The sequence below is a fragment of the Amphritea atlantica genome (assembly GCF_024347255.1).
Taxonomy (GTDB): Bacteria; Pseudomonadota; Gammaproteobacteria; order Pseudomonadales; family Balneatricaceae; genus Amphritea; species Amphritea atlantica.
On sequence record NZ_AP025284.1, the window covers coordinates 1,458,146 to 1,474,974 of the forward strand.

Genomic DNA, 16,829 nt, shown 5'->3' on the forward strand with positions numbered 1-16,829 from the left:
GCATGGGGTTGGTGAAGGGCATGAGCAACGAGTCACCGCTGTAATCGCTTCAGGGGCGATTAAGTATTGCATGGGTAGTGTCGGTGGAGTTGCGTACTCTGTACTTTACAGAATACGCCAGTCATGGAGGCAGACACTGATGTTATATAACACTGACATAAAGCATTGGTATAATGCTGTCTCTACTTCACAATTCACTCTCTCGGCGTCCACTCTATAAAAGGATTTATATATGTTAAGGGCTTCTCCTCTTTCTCTGTCACTGCTGCGGACTTTTGTTGCGCTACTGTTACTGCTGAACCTGGCTGGGTGTGGTGATGATTCAGCCCCCTCCGCGGCACAGACGGCAGAGAGTAGCGCTGCTGCCAGTTCTGAACCTGTCAAACCTGTTGTAGCCGATGCAGCAGTGGATGAAAACACCGAAAATACAGCGGATAGTGTTGTCAGTAGTGACAATGCTCCTCCTCCTTCTTCTTCTGCGCCTGACGCCTCTGAAGCTGCAGACTCGACGTTCAGTCTGAACTGGACTGATCTTAAACAGGGCCAGCCGGTGGTTCGGGATGACACCGCCAATACCGTATCTATCCATGCACAGGTCAACGGTGCCAGTGGGCTAAAAAGCACCGAGATTGAACAGCGGATCAGTGTGTCGGATAGTACTGCCGTGGTGGCAGTCGTTATGCCGGAAAATGTAACAGGTGAGGCCGGAAAAGCGGTGTTACCCGAGCTGGTGATCAGCAATATAACCCGCGGTGAGAGCTGTGGTCAGAAGGTTACCGTAAGCTGGAACAGTGGTGAGTCTGGTGCTGATTCCCTGAAGCAGCAGGTCTTTATTGTGCCCGGTTCCGAGGGAGGTGACAGCGGTTCACTGGAGCTGCTTTCCGGAGGCATTGTCGAGGATGCCGGTGGTGTGCTTGAACTGGTATTTAACCGCAATCTTGATGAAGACCAGGCTTTTAAACATCTGATCTCCAGTCAGTACCGTTTTACCCGTTATCAGGTGAGGGGGAACAGGCTGCGCCTGGGGCTGAACAACACCAATGCTGAACGTGTGCAGCTGACGGTGCATAAAGAGCTGCAGGATCGCTGCGGTGTGGGCCTTGCTGCCAGTCAGGATAAAACCTTTAATATTGCGCCGATGAAGCCTGCGGTACGGTTTACCGGTCAGGGGATGATTCTGCCGGATGGCGCACGGATTGAATTGCCGTTTCAGGCGGTTAGCGCAAAATCAGTGACCGTGACTGCGTTTGAGGTTTTTGCTGACAATGTCGGTCAGTTCCTGCAGGAAAACCGTCTGGACGGTGATCGGTCTCTGGAGAAAGTTGGCCGCTTTATCTGGCAAAAGTCGATCCCTCTGGATGATGGTGCTTTGCGCAGCTGGCAGGACTATCGCCTGGATATCAGCGAGTTGATGAACAAGAAGACCGGTAGTCTGATCCGCCTTACTCTGTCGCTGGACCGGGGTGACTCACTGCTGCCCTGCAGCGATGCAGAGAATGCTGTACCGATGCCGGAACGCAAACTGCCCGCCAGTGCCGACCAGTTGCAGCATGAGGATGGTGAGAGTTCATGGAACTACTTTAGCCAGACCTCCTCCCGTGCGAATAGCCTGAGCGCCTGCGATGACAGTTACTATAAATATTCTGCCGATACCCGTGCAGCGAAAAACCTGTTGCGCTCCAATATCGGTATCGTCGTGAAACAGGCGCCGGATGCGGATATCGCCCATGTCATTATCACCAATCTGAAAACCTCAGAACCTATCGCCAACACTGAGATTGAGATTTTTAACTTTCAGGGCCAGTCGGTGGGTCAGGGTAAGACGGATAAACGTGGTTTTGTCGATGTTAAACTCAGCGGTAAAGCGTTTTATCTTCAGGCTGCAGCCGGTGATCAGGTTGGCTATCTTAAGCTGAATGAGGTCAGTGCCCTGACCACCAGTCAGTTTGATATCGGCGGCACCCATCTGCAAAGCAATATCGATGGTTTTATCTATGGCGAACGGGATATCTGGCGACCCGGCGATAATATCTATCTGACCTTTATCCTGCAGGATAAGCTCAATGAACTGCCTGCCGAACATCCGGTGGTTGTGGAACTGTTTAACCCTTCCGGACAACTGATTGAGTCGATCTATAGTAATCATCCGGTGGGTAATCTGTACACCTTCACGCTGACAACGCCGATGAATGCGCCGACCGGTAACTGGGAAGCGGTGGTCCGGGTCGGCGGACAGGATTTCCATCATCCGCTACGGATCGAAACCGTGGTGCCAAACCGACTCAAAGTCGAGCTGGATCTGGCCGAGGATCTGCGTTTGCAAAACGCCGTAGAGCAAAAGGTTTGGTTGCACTCGCAATGGCTGCATGGTGCCCCTGCCAGTGGCTTGAAAGCGGATGTATCGGTCACCCTGGTGCCGGTGAAAACCCGGTTTGCCGGTAAGTTCCCCGATTATACCTTTGATGATCCGGCCCGGGATTACCGTGCCAGCAAAATCAATCTGTTTGAAGGGACACTCAATGAACAGGGCGATACCGAATTTGATCTGCTGATTGAAAGTAAAACCCCACCCCCCGGCATGCTTAAAGCACGCTTCACTAACCGGGTGTTTGAAGAGAGTGGCCAGTTCAGCAGTAACAGCTTCTCCCGCCCCTTTGATTACTATGACCGCTATCTGGGGCTGAAACTGCCAAAAGGGGATGCTGCCCGGGGGATGCTGCTGACCGATGAGGATCATAAAACCCGTCTGGTGGTGCTGGATAAAGCTGGTCAGCCGGTGAGCAATACCAATCTGGAGATCAGTGTTTATAAGCTTGAGTGGAAGTGGTGGTATGAGAAGAGTACTGAATCTCTGGCGCGTTACACCGACGCTCAGCACAGCAGAGTGATTGCCAGTGGTGAAGCGGTCACCGATGAGAATGGTATGGCGGAATGGCCGTTGCGGGTCAATTATCCCGAATGGGGGCGCTATCTGGTGCGTGCCTGTATCGCCGGAGAAGAGACTCATTGCAGCGGTAAAGTGGTCTATATCGACTGGCCCGGCTGGGCGGGACGCCAGCAGGAGTCCCAGGGCGATAATGTAGACCGTCTGACACTGTTCAGCGATAAGGGGACCTATCAGGTAGGGGAAACCGCAACAGTGACGCTGCCGGAACTGAAAGAGGGCCGGGCGCTGGTGACCGTTGAGTCCGCTACCCGGGTGTTGCAACAGTTCTGGGTTGAGCAGGATGCACAGAAAAAAAGGCTGAAACAGCAGATTGAGATCGCGATCACCCCTGAGATGGCCCCGAATATCTATCTTAGCGTAACCTATCTGCAGCCCCACGCCAGCCGTGAAAATGACCGGCCGATGCGCTTGATGGGGATTATCCCGCTGCAGGTTGAAGATCCGCAGAAACATCTCCATCCGCAGATTTCGACGGTGGAGCAGGTTAACTCCCGCGCCAGTTTCGATATTCAGGTCTCTGAATCTGAGGGTCGTCCAATGGCTTATACGCTGGCGCTGGTGGATGAAGGGCTGCTGGGGCTGACCAACTACAGCGCCCCAGATCCGTTTAAGTACTTTTATCAACGCCAGGCATTGCAGGTGAAAACCTGGGATCTCTATAAAGATGTTGTCGGCGCTTACAGTGGTGAGCTGCATGGCCTGTTACCGGTTGGTGGTAGTGATGCCCAATCCGATGATGAAAAAAGTAAGAAGAACCGCCGCTTTCCTCCGTTGGTGCAGTTTATCGGTAGCTTCAAATTAGCTGCCGGTGAACAGCGTAGTCACCATGTAACCCTGCCGATGTATCTGGGGGCGGTGCGGGTGATGCTGGTGGCCGAAGATGGCTCTGCGTACGGTAAAGCTGAACAGGAAGTGGTCGTACGGGATGATATCTCGGTCTTTCCAACCCTGCCAAGGGTGATGCGAACGGGCGAACAGGCTCAGGTACCGGTGGAGCTGTTTAACAATACCGCGGAACCGACCCCTGTGCAGATCAGTTTGCAGGGGGATGACACCCGGGTGCAGATTGAGCAAACAACGCAGCAACTGACACTGCCGCCATACTCTTCGGCGATTGCCCGTTTTGCTATTCAGACCGGAAATATAACCGGCAAAGCGGAATTTACAATCGCACTGGAGTCCGCACACGCTCACAGTAGCCAAACCGTTTATCTGGATATCAATGCCCCGAATGAGCAGACAACCCGCACCCGCTCCTATCTTGTGAAGGCCGGGAGCTCTGAGGAGATCACTCTGGAGCCCTTCGGTATTACTGGCAGCAATCAGGCCTCGCTGGGACTGAGTCTGTTTAAACCCGTCAGCCTGAAATCGCGCATGGATTACCTGGTGCGTTATCCACACGGCTGTATTGAGCAGACTACCTCGTCAGTGTTCCCACAGCTCTATCTGGATCAGTTGAGCAGGCTGGATGAGAAACAACAGTCAGAGATTGAAAAGAATATCTCGGCGGGGATTAACCGGTTGCAGACGTTCCAGACCCTGGATGGTGGTTTCGCTTACTGGCCGGGGCAGGGGCAAAGTAATGCCTGGGGCACTAACTATGCCGGGCATTTCCTGTTGCTGGCGCAACAGGCGGGCTATGAGGTGCCGCAGAGTCTGATGCAGCAGTGGCTCGCCTATCAGTATCAGCAGTCTAACTTTGCCGTCGACAGCTCTGATGTGGAAAAGATTAAAGCCCAGGCATACCGGCTGTTTACCCTGAGTCTGTATGGTAAGCCTAACTGGTCTGCTATGTATCGACTTAAAGCGTTGCAGGTGGATGACAGCGCCAGTGTGGCATTGCTGTCACTGGCCTACCTGTATGCGGGTCAGGATGATGTTGCCCGGTCGCTGATCTCAGATGGCCTGACAGCGGTTGATCAGTACGATACCAACTCTGCCAGTTTTGGCTCGGTATTGCGGGATAACGCTCTGTTTCTGATGCTCTATGCCAAACTGGCTGACCCGGTAAGTGCCACTGAACTGGCCGATAAGATTGCCGGGCAGTTAGCGGAGGATCGCTGGCACAGCACTCAGTCCACAGCCTTTGCGCTGGTCGCGTTAGCCCGTTATCAACAGGCTCAGCAGTCCATTGGTGGTTCAGATCATGGCAGCTCACAGGTGGTTGTCGCGCAACAGGGCAGTGAGCAGACTCTGGAAGTGACTCCGCAGGTGAGTGAGGTGGAACTGTCAGGTGGTGGTACTGCAACAGCGGTGAACGTCAGTAATGCCGGGGGGCAACCGGTGTGGTTAACTCTGACGCAGAGCGGTGTTGCCGGGCCGGGATCAGAACTGGAGTATTCGCAGGGGCTGAAACTTGAGGTGGTCTACGAAAATGGTGAGGGTGACGAGGTTGATATTGATCGCTTAGCCCAGGGCACAAATCTCACGGCGCAGCTACGGCTGAGTAATACCACCCGGCATGAGATCAGTAATATTGCCCTTAATTTTCGCGCGGCCAGTGGCTGGCAGATCGATAATGAGCGGGAGGCCTGCTCAGAGGCAGCCTGTCAGTTTGATTATGTGGATATTCGTGATGATCGGGTGAGTGCCTATATGGGGCTTAAAGCGGGCGAACAGAAAATGCTTTCCGTGCAGTTGAATGCCTCGTTTATCGGTCGATTCTATCTGCCGGCGATTTCTGCCTATGCGATGTATAACGATAACCTTAAAGCCCAGGTGAAAGGTCAGAGTGTTGCGGTTATCGCGGCTGATCAATAGACGCTGGCTCATCGTCGTTGCGACACTGGTAGCGGTTTTCGGCCTCTCTCTGGGATGGCCGTTGCCGCAGCCGCTGTTCAATCAACCCCTGTCTCGTTTACTGCTGGATCAGAACGGCCAGTTGCTCAGCGCCCGGATCGCCGGGGATCAGCAGTGGCGGTTCCAGTCGGTGTCGTCACTGCCGGAAGCCTATACCACCTCCCTGATTCAGTTTGAAGATAAGCGTTTCATGTCTCACCCGGGGGTTGATCCCCTGGCGATTATCCGGGCGTTTTATCTCAATCTGAAGTCAGGGCGGATCGTCAGTGGTGGCAGCACCATTACCATGCAGCTGGCACGTATGGTGGAGGGCAACCGTGCCCGCACCTGGTGGCAGAAGTTACAGGAACTGCATCTTGCCTTACGACTGGAGTTGCAGCTGTCGAAACAGCAGATTCTGTCGCTATATGCAGCAAATGCACCGATGGGCGGTAATACGGTAGGGATTGAAGCGGCCGCCTGGCGCTATTTTGGCCGCCGGTTAACTGAACTGAGCTGGGCGGAGTCGGCGCTGCTGGCCGTTCTGCCCAACAGTCCTTCGGCGATGCATCTGGCCCGCAGTCGCGAACAGTTACGCCATAAACGGGACTTTTTGCTGCATAAACTATGGCAGAAGGGAATTCTCAGTGAACAGGACTACCGGCTGTCATTGCTGGAACCGATCCCCGATAAACCTCAACCATGGCCAGCCCTGGCCGGGCATCTGCTTGACCGTCTCAGCCAGGAATTCCCCGATCAGGCGGTGTTTCATACTGAGATTGACCGTCGTCTGACACGGAAAATTGAGTTTATTTTACAGCAGCATAGTCAGCGACTCGGGGCGCTTGGGATCAATAATCTTGCATTAATCGTGGTTGATAATGCCACGCTGCAGGTGAAGGCTTATTTTGGCAATACGCCCTTCAGTCAGCGGCCTGAGTTCGCGCCCTATGTGGATATTGCCAGTCAGCCACGCTCCTCGGGCAGCACTCTGAAACCCTTTTTGTATGCTTCGATGCTGGATAGTGGTGATATTACGCCACGGATGCTGGTTCCCGATATTCCTACCGCGTATGGCAGTTATCAGCCCACTAACTATGATGAATCATACCGGGGGGCGGTTTCTGCCCGGTCGGCGCTGACCGCTTCGCTGAATATCCCTTCGGTACGGATGCTGGATCAGTACAGCTATCAGGCATTCTATGATCAGCTAAAACAGATGGGGTTCAGTCATCTGTTTCGTACGCCAGAAGAGTATGGTCTCTCCCTGATTCTGGGGGGCGCAGAGGTGAGTCTGGTGGATCTGACGGCGGCCTATGCTAATCTGAGCCGGCAGGCGCAGAGGGCGGAGTCGATTGTGCAACTGCCTTTAAGGTACGGTGAGGCAGCTCTGCCGGAGGCCGGGCACTCACCGATCAGTCAGGGAGCCGCCTGGCTGACGCTGGATGCGCTATCCGATGTTACCCGTCCGGGGTTGCACAGCATGCATCGTCTGTTTGCCGGTTCTGCGAAAGTCGCCTGGAAAACCGGTACCAGTTACGGCTTACGGGATGGCTGGGCGATCGGCACCACCCGGGATCTCACCGTCGGAGTCTGGACCGGTAATGCCAATGGAGAAGGTCGTCAATTGCTGACCGGCACCCGGGCTGCAGCACCGATACTGTTTGATACTCTGAAGATCATGCCCGGATTAAGCTGGCCGCAGACACCGGATGCGGCACTGAAATCGATTCAGGTGTGCCGGGATAACGGCTATCTGCCGAAATTTGACTGTTCCCGGGAGTCAGTACTGATACCTGCTGGAGCGCGTTTCGAAAAGATCAGTCCGCATCATTTCCAGGTTTCGGTGGACCGGAAAACCGGGTTACGTACCAGCCGGGAGTGTGATCAGTCCGGCAGGGTGGTGAGTAAAACTTTCTTTCAGCTGCCTCCGTCACAGGCTTTTTACTATCGGACCGCCCATCCGGACTACACACCGTTGCCCGGTTTTGATTCCGCCTGTTCTCCGGATCGTCGTATGTTGGGGGGGAACTTCGAGATCACCTATCCGGCTCCGGGACAGGTGATCAGTGTGCCGAGATATCTGAATGGTTTGCAGGGGGAGGTTGTCCTGCGGGCCAGCACCAGCAGAGAGTCAGCCAGACTCTTCTGGCATCTGGATAAACATTATCTGGGTGAGACCCGAACCTTTCATGAATTCAGCGTCGCACTGGATGAAGGCCCTCATCAGCTGAGGCTGGTTGATGAGCAGGGAGTGTGGCAGCAGGTCAGATTCTCAGTGGTGAGGTAATGATTGTTCCCCAGGTTAGTGCTGCGCCGCATTGACTACCGGGTAGTGTCGATAAATTTGTTGAACAATAGATTCTGATGGTATACAACTAAGGTCTAATCAGAATAAGGGCCAGCTTTATGCTGGTTTTTGTCTCTCACTCTGATAACTCTGAGGGACAGCATAATAATAAAGCGACCGAAAGTGTTGCACAGGAGCAGGCGCATATGAATTCTGTATTGAAGGATCAGAATGATTTTATTGCTTTTCTCAAAGGCTCGGGCGTACCTTTAAAGCAAACATGGACACCGCAACAGTGTAGTCAGGCAGCGCTCGCCTGGCTTGTCGATCAGAACGATGTTATTCGTACCCAGTTTGCCGTGACGGTGGCCGAACTACAGGACAATACACCGGTGATGCAACCTGAGGTCAAAGAAGCACTCTCTATTTTACTGGACAACTGATCGCCAAAGAGTTCTGAATCCGGGTTCGCTACCCGGACTGAGTGTCGTGCAACCGTCAGAGTCGCATTTCTGGTTTCAGCTCATATTGACATAACTTATCGATAATCGGTTTCAGCTGCGGATGTCGTTCAGAGTCTTTCACATAGACGGCATAGACTGAACGCTTAACCGGTTTGATATTATTGACCCGGTGCAGCCGCTCTGACTCCAGATAAGGCCCTACCAGTACCAGCGGTAAAAATGCAGAGCCACCATGGCTGAGAATAAATTCCAGTGCGATCTGGCTCTGCTCGGTATGCAGAACAGGTGTCATCGGCTTTTTAAACAGTTTATTGGTTCTCAGATTGAAAGCCATTCCCCAGTCCACATAGACAAAGTCATGACTTTGAACCTGATCGGGCATCAGATCGTTATAGCTGCTGACCAGCGCCAGCTCTATCTGGCCAATCTGCTGGTGACCGAGTTCGTTGAGGCTCGGTGGATCAAGTACGATGGCCAGATCCAGCGTACCGGAAAGCAGTGAGCGGGTGAGTTCCAGATGATTGTTGATTTCGGTACGAATCACCATGCTGGGAAAACTGTCAGCCAGTTTCGGCAGTGTGGACTGCAGAAAGGTTCCCCACAGATTGGATATCCCTCCCAATACCAGCTGCAGATCCTGTTCCTGGGAAATAGCCACATCCTGAAGCGCTAACTGCCAGTTTTTAATGATGTTTTCCGCATGGGGTATCAGTCGTTCTCCTGCTGCGGTCAGCAGAATATTGTTGCGCTGACGGGAAAACAGAGGAACACCGATCAGCTCTTCCAGATGTCTGATACGAAAACTTACCGCCGACTGAGTCAGGTAAAGGTTCTGGGCCGCCTTGCCAAAATGGCGGGTACGGCTCACTTCCAGAAATGTGCGTAGTAGTCCTATTTCCATAGTGTCAGCAGAAAGCTCAATAGGTAAGTTCGATTAGTATTTTTGATTGAAATCATAAAAAAGCATCATTTTACAGGCTCTGAATCTCTGATAATAATCCAATTGTACTTTAAACAGTATGTTAAAAGCCGATCAGATATTTTTATGATCATCTGCTCAGAAACGCTTGATCGGTTTCCGGCGACGGTTCAGAAATATTGCCCTGACCGTGCGCAGCATTAAAAGCCCTTGAGGTATTAAAGAGAAGTATTATGAGTAACAGGAATCGTATCAGTAACTATTCAGATGACCAGGATGACTGGGATGAAGAGTATGATAGTTATAAAGGCAGCAAGCGACGTGCGCGCCCGATCCGAGCAATAGATTACAGTTCAGACGACTTTTGGGATGAGGCAGATGATGAGCTGCCGGAAGAGCTGGGTCGTAAATCCCACAGTCGTCGCAGAGATATCGAGGATCGCCTTGAAAGACAGCGGCTGAAACGAGATATCTATGGTGATATGGACCGGCAGGACCGGGCATAATCCCAGATGAAAGCAGGCCTCAGGCCTGCTTTTTTTTGATTTTCCCCCTCCTTTTTTTGATTTGAACCAGCTTTCTTTTGATTGTTTGCTGATAATAGGATTTTTTCTTATATACCCGTTTGCCCGGATTTCTGAAAATAGTCACAGAGTAGCGTAGATCGATATAGACGTTGAATACTCTCTGACGACTCGCAGTGAAGGATGATTAAAAAGGAGTGCTGAATGCATACGGGAACAGTTAAGTGGTTTAACAATGCGAAGGGGTTTGGCTTTATTGTCTCACCTGACTTCGAAGAGGATCTGTTTGTCCACTATTCGGCCATTATTACCGAAGGTTATAAAAGTCTGAAGACGGGACAGTCTGTTCGCTTTGAAGCTTCACCCAAAGAGGTAGGCATACACGCGGTTAACATCACGCCGATAGCCGCAAGCTGATCAATTTCTGAAATCTTATCTGTGTGCAGCCGTTCTGGCTGCACACTTCTTCGTGTTTACCGATATACTTTTAGCAGATGAGTGTCTTCAGAGACTTTGTTGCAAGAGTTGGTTAACCGGAGAGTCCAATGCATCAATTGACACCTTCCTCTGCGCAGGTGCTGGCCGTGCCTGTCCATGAATGTGGTGAACCGCTGGTGGATATAAAATTGCTGGGTGGTCTGCAATATGGTCCCGCGCCAGAATGTCCGGAAACTCAGGACGATTACACCTGGGTCCGGGAGGGGATCTATTCCCGTCTGTTGCATGCTCAGTCGCTTCTGCCAGCCGGTATTTATCTGCGCTTGTATGAAGGCTATCGTAGCCTGATCGTTCAGAAAATGTTGTTTAACGATGAACTGCAACGGGTACAGCGTCGTCAGCCAGGGGTCTCTGTGGCGGCGCTTTTCGATGAGGCGACCCGCATGGTTTCAGCGGTGGCCTATCCGGATGGTACCCTGAATATTCCGCCCCACAATACTGGGGCTGCAGTGGACCTGTTTCTGGTTGATGACAGTGGCACGATGCTGGATGTTGGCATGGATATCTATCGCTGGACTGAAACAGAGCCAGACCTGTGTCTGACACATGCAACGGGAATCAGTGATCTGGCGATGAAAAATCGAGTCCTCCTGAATGATGTGATGACCAGGGCAGGGTTTGTTAACTACCTTCAGGAGTGGTGGCACTTCTCTTATGGCGACCGCTTCTGGGCTTACCTGAGCGGCCATGATCACGCTATCTATGGTGGAATCAGTCATCGATGACCGGTGTCACTCTTCAGTGATTGTTCAACCACAATATTATTGGTGCTTCTGAGAGTGCGGGCCATCTCCCGGGCGAGGTTCATCATCAGTATGCCAAACTCCAGCGGATGGCTGATATGGAAATCATGATACACATCGGTATCTATCTCCAGAGTAATGCTCTCCTCGCACGCTTCAGCACGGCCCACCCGGTCATGCAGTGCAATCATGCTGACGAAGCCGATCTGTTCCCCGCTGTTAAATTTCCGAATATAGGCAAAACGGCTATCATGATACTTATAGTAGTCCACGGACCCGGCCAGGATAACGTGAAAGCTGTTGCCGGGTTCGCCAGGGACAAATAGCGTCTCCCCTTTTTTGACCTCTCTGATAACCCCATGATCCAGCAACCAGTAGATCGCCGGATTCGGCAGGGCTCCAAACACGGAAGCATTGTTGAATGAGCTGAGTTGATAACGTGCCAGTAGTTGCTGGCTGTTTATTCTGTTCACTGAATTAAATACCGAAACTGATCTTCACATCTATCCCGACCCTGTTCCTGAAACTAGTCCCTGAGCAACTCTCCTTAGTTTAGTACGAATAGTGCTGTTTCCCGTGTTTTTCTCTGTTGTTTTATCAACGGTGGGCCGGAAGAGCCCTGAGTGAGTTTTATCCTGTGGGTTGCCTATACTCTACTGAGGAGAATTTTACTGATACAGCTGGGATTGGATTGTTCATAAATTAAGTTTCATTATCTGATGCTATTGTTTCTTTAAGGGTTATTGAATTATGTAATAGCAACCCGATTTTATATTTAAAGTGATACAAAAAAGTTGTCACTAAGTTGTTTTTGTGTAATATTAACTTCGATCGGGAATCATTGAGACTATTGCTTTGACGGGTTCTGTGCTGCATGGCAGTGATCTCAGTGTTCTCAGAAAAAAAAGAATGAGGAAATAACATGACCGATGCCTATATCTGCGATGCAATCAGAACGCCTTTTGGTCGTTATGGTGGCGGACTTTCTGCTGTTCGGGCTGACGATCTGGGTGCGGTGCCTATCAGGGCATTGATGGATCGTAATCCACAGGTGGACTGGTCTCAGGTAGATGACATTATTTACGGTAATGCTAACCAGGCCGGTGAAGACAACCGAAATGTTGCGCGTATGTCGGCTCTGCTGGCGGGTATGCCCACCGATGTGCCTGGTACCACCATCAACCGGTTGTGCGGTTCCGGTATGGATGCCATTGGTATGGCGGCGCGCTCGATTAAAGCGGGCGAGACCGAACTAATGATTGCCGGTGGCTGTGAATCGATGTCCCGAGCGCCCTTTGTGATGGGTAAAGCGGAGGCTGCTTTCAGCCGTACCCCAAATGGCCTGTACGACACCACAATCGGCTGGCGCTTCATCAATAAAAAGATGAAGGCTGAATATGGCGTTGACAGTATGCCTGAAACAGCTGAAAACGTTGCCGAAGAGTTCAATATTTCCCGCGAAGATCAGGATCTGTTTGCCCTGCGTAGCCAGCAAAAAACCGCTGCTGCGATGGCTGCAGGCCTGTTTAAGCAAGAGATCGTGCCGGTGGTGATTCCGCAGCGTAAAGGTGAGCCATTGGTGGTTGATACCGATGAACATCCCCGCGGCTCAACAACCCTGGCAGATCTGTCTAAACTGAAAGCACCGTTCCGTGAAGGCGGCTCAGTCACAGCCGGTAATGCCTCCGGGGTTAATGATGGGGCCTGTGCCTTGCTTATCGCGTCTCAAGCCGCCGCGGATAAGTATGGCCTGACGCCTAAGGCCCGTGTTGTGGGTATGGCAACGGCGGGTCTTGCGCCCCGCATTATGGGCTTTGGTCCATCACCGGCTACCCGTAAAGTGCTGGCTAAAACCGGGCTGACGCTGGAACAGATGGATGTGATCGAGCTGAATGAAGCGTTTGCGTCTCAGGGGCTTGCAGTGATGCGTGACCTTGGCCTGGCTGATGATGCAGCCCATGTCAATCCGAACGGTGGGGCTATCTCGCTGGGACATCCGCTGGGTGCCAGTGGTGCCCGTCTGGTGACAACTGCGATGTATCAGCTGCATCGCACCGGTGGCCGCTATGCGCTCTGCACCATGTGTATCGGTGTAGGGCAGGGCATCGCGCTGATCATCGAGCGAGTGTAAAACCGGTAACACGTTAATCAGCCTGGCACTGGACAGCATCCTGACAAGCTGATTTTTCAATGTTCTGACTACGGCAATATAAAAATACAGGACGAGCAAAGTTATGAAATATGAGAAGCATTCCCGTCGGGCGCTTGATCCCATTGAAACCGCCAGCATCGATGAGCTTCGTGCCTTGCAGCTGGTACGTATGCAGTGGAGTATCGCTCACGCGTACAATAATGTACCGGCGTATAAAAAATTGTGCGACGAAAGCGGAGTTCATCCGTTTGAATTGAAGCAGCTGGATGATCTGCGGCATTTTCCGTTTACCACTAAAGCGTATCTGAGAGATGCCTATCCGTTTAACTCCTTTGCGGTACCGATGACCGATGTGGTGCGGGTGCATGCTTCCTCGGGTACAACCGGCAAACCAACGGTAGTGGGTTATACCCAGAATGATATCAATGTCTGGGCCGATGTGGTTGCCCGCTCCATCCGTGCCGCTGGTGGTCATGCCGGTGATAAGGTGCATATCTCCTACGGTTACGGTTTGTTTACCGGCGGTATGGGGGCGCACTACGGTGCTGAGCGTCTTGGTTGTACCGTTATTCCAATGTCCGGCGGTCAGACCGAGAAACAGGTTCAGCTGATGAATGATTTCGATCCCGATATCATCATGGTCACCCCGTCTTACATGCTCAACATCATCGATGAGATCGAACGTCAGGGGCTGGACCCCCACAAGATGGCACTGCGTTGCGGTATCTTTGGTGCAGAGCCATGGACCGATGAGATGCGTAAAAACATCGAAAATCGTCTGGGTATTGATGCGGTAGATATCTATGGCCTTTCAGAGGTAATGGGGCCGGGGGTGGCGCAGGAGTGTATCGAAACCAAAGATGGCCCGACCATCTGGGAAGACCATTTCTATCCGGAGATCATTGACCCGAATACCGGTGAAGTACTGCCCGATGGTGAATACGGCGAGCTGGTGTTCACCTCGCTGACCAAAGAAGCTCTGCCGATTATCCGTTATCGCACCCGTGATCTGACCCGTCTGCTGCCGGGCACCGCGCGGCCGATGCGTCGAATCGATAAGATCACCGGTCGTTCCGATGACATGATGATTATCCGGGGTGTGAATGTCTTCCCGACACAGATCGAAGAGCAGATTCTCAAGATTCCGGCACTGGCGCCTCACTATGAGATCGTCGTTGAGAAACAAGGCAATCTTGACACCGTGCTGGTGAAGGTTGAACTGACCTCAGAAGCGGCGGGCGCCCGTCAGGATCAGAGCGCCAAAGAGCTCGCCCACCATATCAAGGCGGTTGTAGGTATCTCAACCCAGATTGAGATTCTTCAACCCGGATCTATTCCCCGTTCAGAAGGCAAGGCTAAGCGGGTGTTTGATAACCGTCCGAAAATAAAATAACAGGCGGGTCTGCTGCCAGATCGCCAAAAAGTCATCGCCTGAGAGCTGTGCATAACGCTCTTAAAACGAAGTGGAGACGATTGAAATGACAACACCACAAGAAGAAAACTTCATGCGCAAAATTTCGGCCGAAGAGAAGATTGAGCCGAAAGACTGGATGCCTGATGCGTACCGTAAAAACCTGATTCGACAGATCTCCCAGCATGCCCATTCTGAAGTGATTGGGATGCAGCCTGAAGGGAACTGGCTGACCCGCGCGCCGTCTCTGCGTCGTAAGGCGATTCTGCTGTCCAAAATTCAGGATGAGGCGGGCCATGGTCTGTATCTGTACAGTGCCTGTGAAACGTTGGGAATCTCCCGTTCAGAGATGATTGAACAGTTGCAGAGCGGGGCGGCTAAGTACTCCTCGATCTTCAACTATCCAACCCTGACCTGGGCGGATGTGGGTGCGATTGGCTGGCTGGTGGATGGTGCGGCGATTGTCAATCAGGTGTCTCTGCAGCGTACCTCTTATGGCCCCTATTCCCGCGGCATGATCCGTATCTGTAAAGAGGAATCATTCCATCAGCGCCAGGGCTATGAAGCGATGCTGGCACTGGCTAAAGGTTCAGAAGGTCAGAAAGCGATGGCTCAGGATGCGTTGGATCGCTTCTACTGGCCGGCCCTGATGATGTTTGGCCCTCACGATTCAGAATCCGCTCATTCGCAAAAGTCGATGGAGTGGAAGATCAAGCGTGAAACCAATGATGACCTGCGGCAGAAATTTGTTGATCAGACAGTAAAGCAGATCGAAGTGCTGGGCCTGGAGCATCCGGACAAGAATATTAAATGGAATGAAGCGCGTGGCCATTACGACAGCAGCGACCTGAACTGGGATGAGTTCTGGAGTGTGATCAATGGCAACGGTCACTGCAACCGCCAGCGTGTTGAACACCATATTGCTGCTCATGATGAGGGTGAATGGGTTCGGGACGCAATCACAGCCTATAACGAAAAGAAACGTGCTAAAAACGCACAGCATGCGGCATAAGGGGTAGATGAGATGACAACCGTTACTGAAAAACTGGAACTGTTTGAAGTGTTTGTACGTTCCAAGCGTGGTCTGGACCATAAGCATGTTGGCAGCCTGCATGCTGAAGATCATGAGCAGGCACTGGAATATGCCCGCGACTGTTATACCCGTCGTAGTGAAGGCGTCAGCATCTGGGTAGTTAAATCCAGCGATATCTGTGCCTCTCAGGAAGATGATGCCGATTGCTTCTACGACCCAAGTGACGACAAGCCCTACCGTCATGCGACCTATTACGTTTTGCCTGACCCAGTAAACAACATGTGATCGGGGAGAATCGAATATGAGTGATCAGATTAAACAAGCAACACAGGAATACGCGACCCGTCTGGGCGATGATTCTGTGGTACTGGGGCACCGGATCTCCGAATGGGTTAGCTATGGGCCTTTCCTGGAAGAGGATATCGCTTACGGCAACGTAGCTCTGGATTACATCGGTCGTGCGCGGATGTTTTACACCTATGCCGCAGAGCTGGCCGATGATGGTCGCGATGAAGATGATTTCGCCTATATGCGCAATGATCGTGAATATCGCAACCTGTTGCTGATGGAGCTACCAAAGGGTGACTTCGCTTACTCACAGGTACGTCAGCTGTTTGCCGATGTGTACTACACACTGATGCTGCCTGAGCTGCTGCAATCTAAAGATGAGACGCTGTCGGCTATCGCCGCTAAAGCGATCAAAGAGACGAAATATCATCTGCGCCGCAGCCGTGACTGGGTGTTGCGTCTGGGTGATGGTACTGACGAGAGTCATCAGCGCGCTCAGAAAGCGGTTGATCAGCTGTGGGGCTATACCCATGAGCTGTTCGATATGGATGAGACTGAACAGTTGCTGGCGGATGCAGGAATCGGTGTCGATGTTGCCGGGTTGCGTGATCGCTGGTTAGAGATGATCAGCGCTATTCTCACTGAAGCGACGCTGACGGTGCCTGAAGACAGCTGGGCTGTTCGCGGAGGCCGTATTGGCTATCACACTGAGAATCTGGGGCATATGCTCACAGAGATGCAGATAGTGCACCGTTCTCACCCTGGCTGTAAGTGGTAACGGG

General features: G+C 52.1%; 13 protein-coding genes. 11 read left to right on the forward strand and 2 right to left on the reverse strand.

Translation table 11 applies throughout. The features are described from left to right. Window positions 1-232 precede the first annotated feature (232 nt). The 3 genes from OCU43_RS06650 to OCU43_RS06660 all read left to right on the forward strand — a co-directional run bounded on the left by OCU43_RS06650 (window position 233) and on the right by OCU43_RS06660 (window position 8,458). A complete protein-coding gene (locus OCU43_RS06650) occupies window positions 233-5,707 on the forward strand; it encodes an alpha-2-macroglobulin family protein (protein ID WP_091352555.1) in 5,475 nt (1,824 codons plus the stop codon). Beyond that, window positions 5,679-8,015 (forward strand): penicillin-binding protein 1C, encoded by a 2,337-nt coding sequence (gene pbpC / locus OCU43_RS06655; RefSeq protein ID WP_091352558.1) that lies wholly within the window; start codon window positions 5,679-5,681, stop codon window positions 8,013-8,015. Before OCU43_RS06650 ends, pbpC begins: the two co-directional genes overlap by 29 nt. A 119-nt stretch (window positions 8,016-8,134) precedes the next feature. Next, complete coding sequence (locus OCU43_RS06660; RefSeq protein WP_091352561.1) at window positions 8,135-8,458, forward strand: hypothetical protein; 324 nt, start codon at window positions 8,135-8,137, stop codon at window positions 8,456-8,458. Window positions 8,459-8,513: 55 nt separating this feature from the next. Here OCU43_RS06660 and OCU43_RS06665 read toward each other — a convergent pair whose 3' ends face one another. Next, the gene (locus tag OCU43_RS06665) at window positions 8,514-9,380 is read right to left on the reverse strand and encodes a LysR family transcriptional regulator (RefSeq protein WP_091352563.1); all 867 of its coding nucleotides are present in this window, start codon (window positions 9,378-9,380) and stop codon (window positions 8,514-8,516) included. 251 nt (window positions 9,381-9,631) lie between these two features. Here OCU43_RS06665 and OCU43_RS06670 point away from each other — a divergent pair, with 251 nt between their 5' ends. The 3 genes from OCU43_RS06670 (at window position 9,632) to OCU43_RS06680 (ending at window position 11,145) form a co-directional block, all read left to right on the forward strand. Beyond that, entirely contained in the window at window positions 9,632-9,904 is a 273-nt protein-coding gene (locus tag OCU43_RS06670) for a hypothetical protein (RefSeq protein WP_091352566.1), read from the forward strand. Between the two features lie 222 nt (window positions 9,905-10,126). Then, the gene (locus OCU43_RS06675; RefSeq protein ID WP_091352569.1) at window positions 10,127-10,339 is read left to right on the forward strand and encodes a cold-shock protein; all 213 of its coding nucleotides are present in this window, start codon (window positions 10,127-10,129) and stop codon (window positions 10,337-10,339) included. A 128-nt stretch (window positions 10,340-10,467) separates the two neighbouring features. Further along, a complete protein-coding gene (locus OCU43_RS06680; protein WP_091352572.1) occupies window positions 10,468-11,145 on the forward strand; it encodes a M15 family metallopeptidase in 678 nt (225 codons plus the stop codon). Here the strand turns inward: OCU43_RS06680 and OCU43_RS06685 are convergent. Then, window positions 11,136-11,636: a Crp/Fnr family transcriptional regulator gene (locus OCU43_RS06685; protein WP_091352574.1), complete on the reverse strand. Its 501-nt coding sequence runs from the start codon at window positions 11,634-11,636 to the stop codon at window positions 11,136-11,138. The two genes, OCU43_RS06680 and OCU43_RS06685, sit on opposite strands and share 10 nt — an antisense overlap. A gap of 449 nt (window positions 11,637-12,085) precedes the next feature. Here OCU43_RS06685 and pcaF point away from each other — a divergent pair, with 449 nt between their 5' ends. The 5 genes from pcaF (at window position 12,086) to paaC (ending at window position 16,825) form a co-directional block, all read left to right on the forward strand. After that, complete coding sequence (gene pcaF, locus OCU43_RS06690; protein ID WP_091352578.1) at window positions 12,086-13,294, forward strand: 3-oxoadipyl-CoA thiolase; 1,209 nt, start codon at window positions 12,086-12,088, stop codon at window positions 13,292-13,294. A 103-nt stretch (window positions 13,295-13,397) separates the two neighbouring features. Beyond that, on the forward strand, window positions 13,398-14,708 hold the full coding sequence (gene paaK, locus OCU43_RS06695) for a phenylacetate--CoA ligase PaaK (protein ID WP_091352581.1): 1,311 nt from the start codon (window positions 13,398-13,400) through the stop codon (window positions 14,706-14,708). A gap of 85 nt (window positions 14,709-14,793) precedes the next feature. Further along, window positions 14,794-15,738 carry a 1,2-phenylacetyl-CoA epoxidase subunit PaaA gene (paaA, locus tag OCU43_RS06700; protein WP_091352584.1) on the forward strand — a complete coding sequence of 315 codons (945 nt, stop codon included), beginning with the start codon at window positions 14,794-14,796 and terminating at the stop codon, window positions 15,736-15,738. Between the two features lie 12 nt (window positions 15,739-15,750). Continuing rightward, the gene (paaB, locus tag OCU43_RS06705) at window positions 15,751-16,044 is read left to right on the forward strand and encodes a 1,2-phenylacetyl-CoA epoxidase subunit PaaB (protein WP_091352587.1); all 294 of its coding nucleotides are present in this window, start codon (window positions 15,751-15,753) and stop codon (window positions 16,042-16,044) included. Window positions 16,045-16,060: 16 nt separating this feature from the next. Beyond that, a complete protein-coding gene (gene paaC, locus OCU43_RS06710; protein ID WP_091352589.1) occupies window positions 16,061-16,825 on the forward strand; it encodes a 1,2-phenylacetyl-CoA epoxidase subunit PaaC in 765 nt (254 codons plus the stop codon). Window positions 16,826-16,829 lie beyond the last annotated feature (4 nt).

Bases quoted from the DNA above. Each gene is read 5' to 3' on its own strand.
- OCU43_RS06650 (WP_091352555.1), top strand. From the start codon at position 233: ATGTTAAGGGCTTCTCCTCTTTCTCTGTCACTGCTGCGGACTTTTGTT.
- OCU43_RS06660 (WP_091352561.1), top strand. From the start codon at position 8,135: ATGCTGGTTTTTGTCTCTCACTCTGATAACTCTGAGGGACAGCATAAT.
- OCU43_RS06665 (WP_091352563.1), bottom strand. From the start codon at position 9,380: ATGGAAATAGGACTACTACGCACATTTCTGGAAGTGAGCCGTACCCGC.
- OCU43_RS06670 (WP_091352566.1), top strand. From the start codon at position 9,632: ATGAGTAACAGGAATCGTATCAGTAACTATTCAGATGACCAGGATGAC.
- OCU43_RS06675 (WP_091352569.1), top strand. From the start codon at position 10,127: ATGCATACGGGAACAGTTAAGTGGTTTAACAATGCGAAGGGGTTTGGC.
- OCU43_RS06680 (WP_091352572.1), top strand. From the start codon at position 10,468: ATGCATCAATTGACACCTTCCTCTGCGCAGGTGCTGGCCGTGCCTGTC.
- pcaF (WP_091352578.1), top strand. From the start codon at position 12,086: ATGACCGATGCCTATATCTGCGATGCAATCAGAACGCCTTTTGGTCGT.
- paaK (WP_091352581.1), top strand. From the start codon at position 13,398: ATGAAATATGAGAAGCATTCCCGTCGGGCGCTTGATCCCATTGAAACC.
- paaA (WP_091352584.1), top strand. From the start codon at position 14,794: ATGACAACACCACAAGAAGAAAACTTCATGCGCAAAATTTCGGCCGAA.
- paaB (WP_091352587.1), top strand. From the start codon at position 15,751: ATGACAACCGTTACTGAAAAACTGGAACTGTTTGAAGTGTTTGTACGT.
- paaC (WP_091352589.1), top strand. From the start codon at position 16,061: ATGAGTGATCAGATTAAACAAGCAACACAGGAATACGCGACCCGTCTG.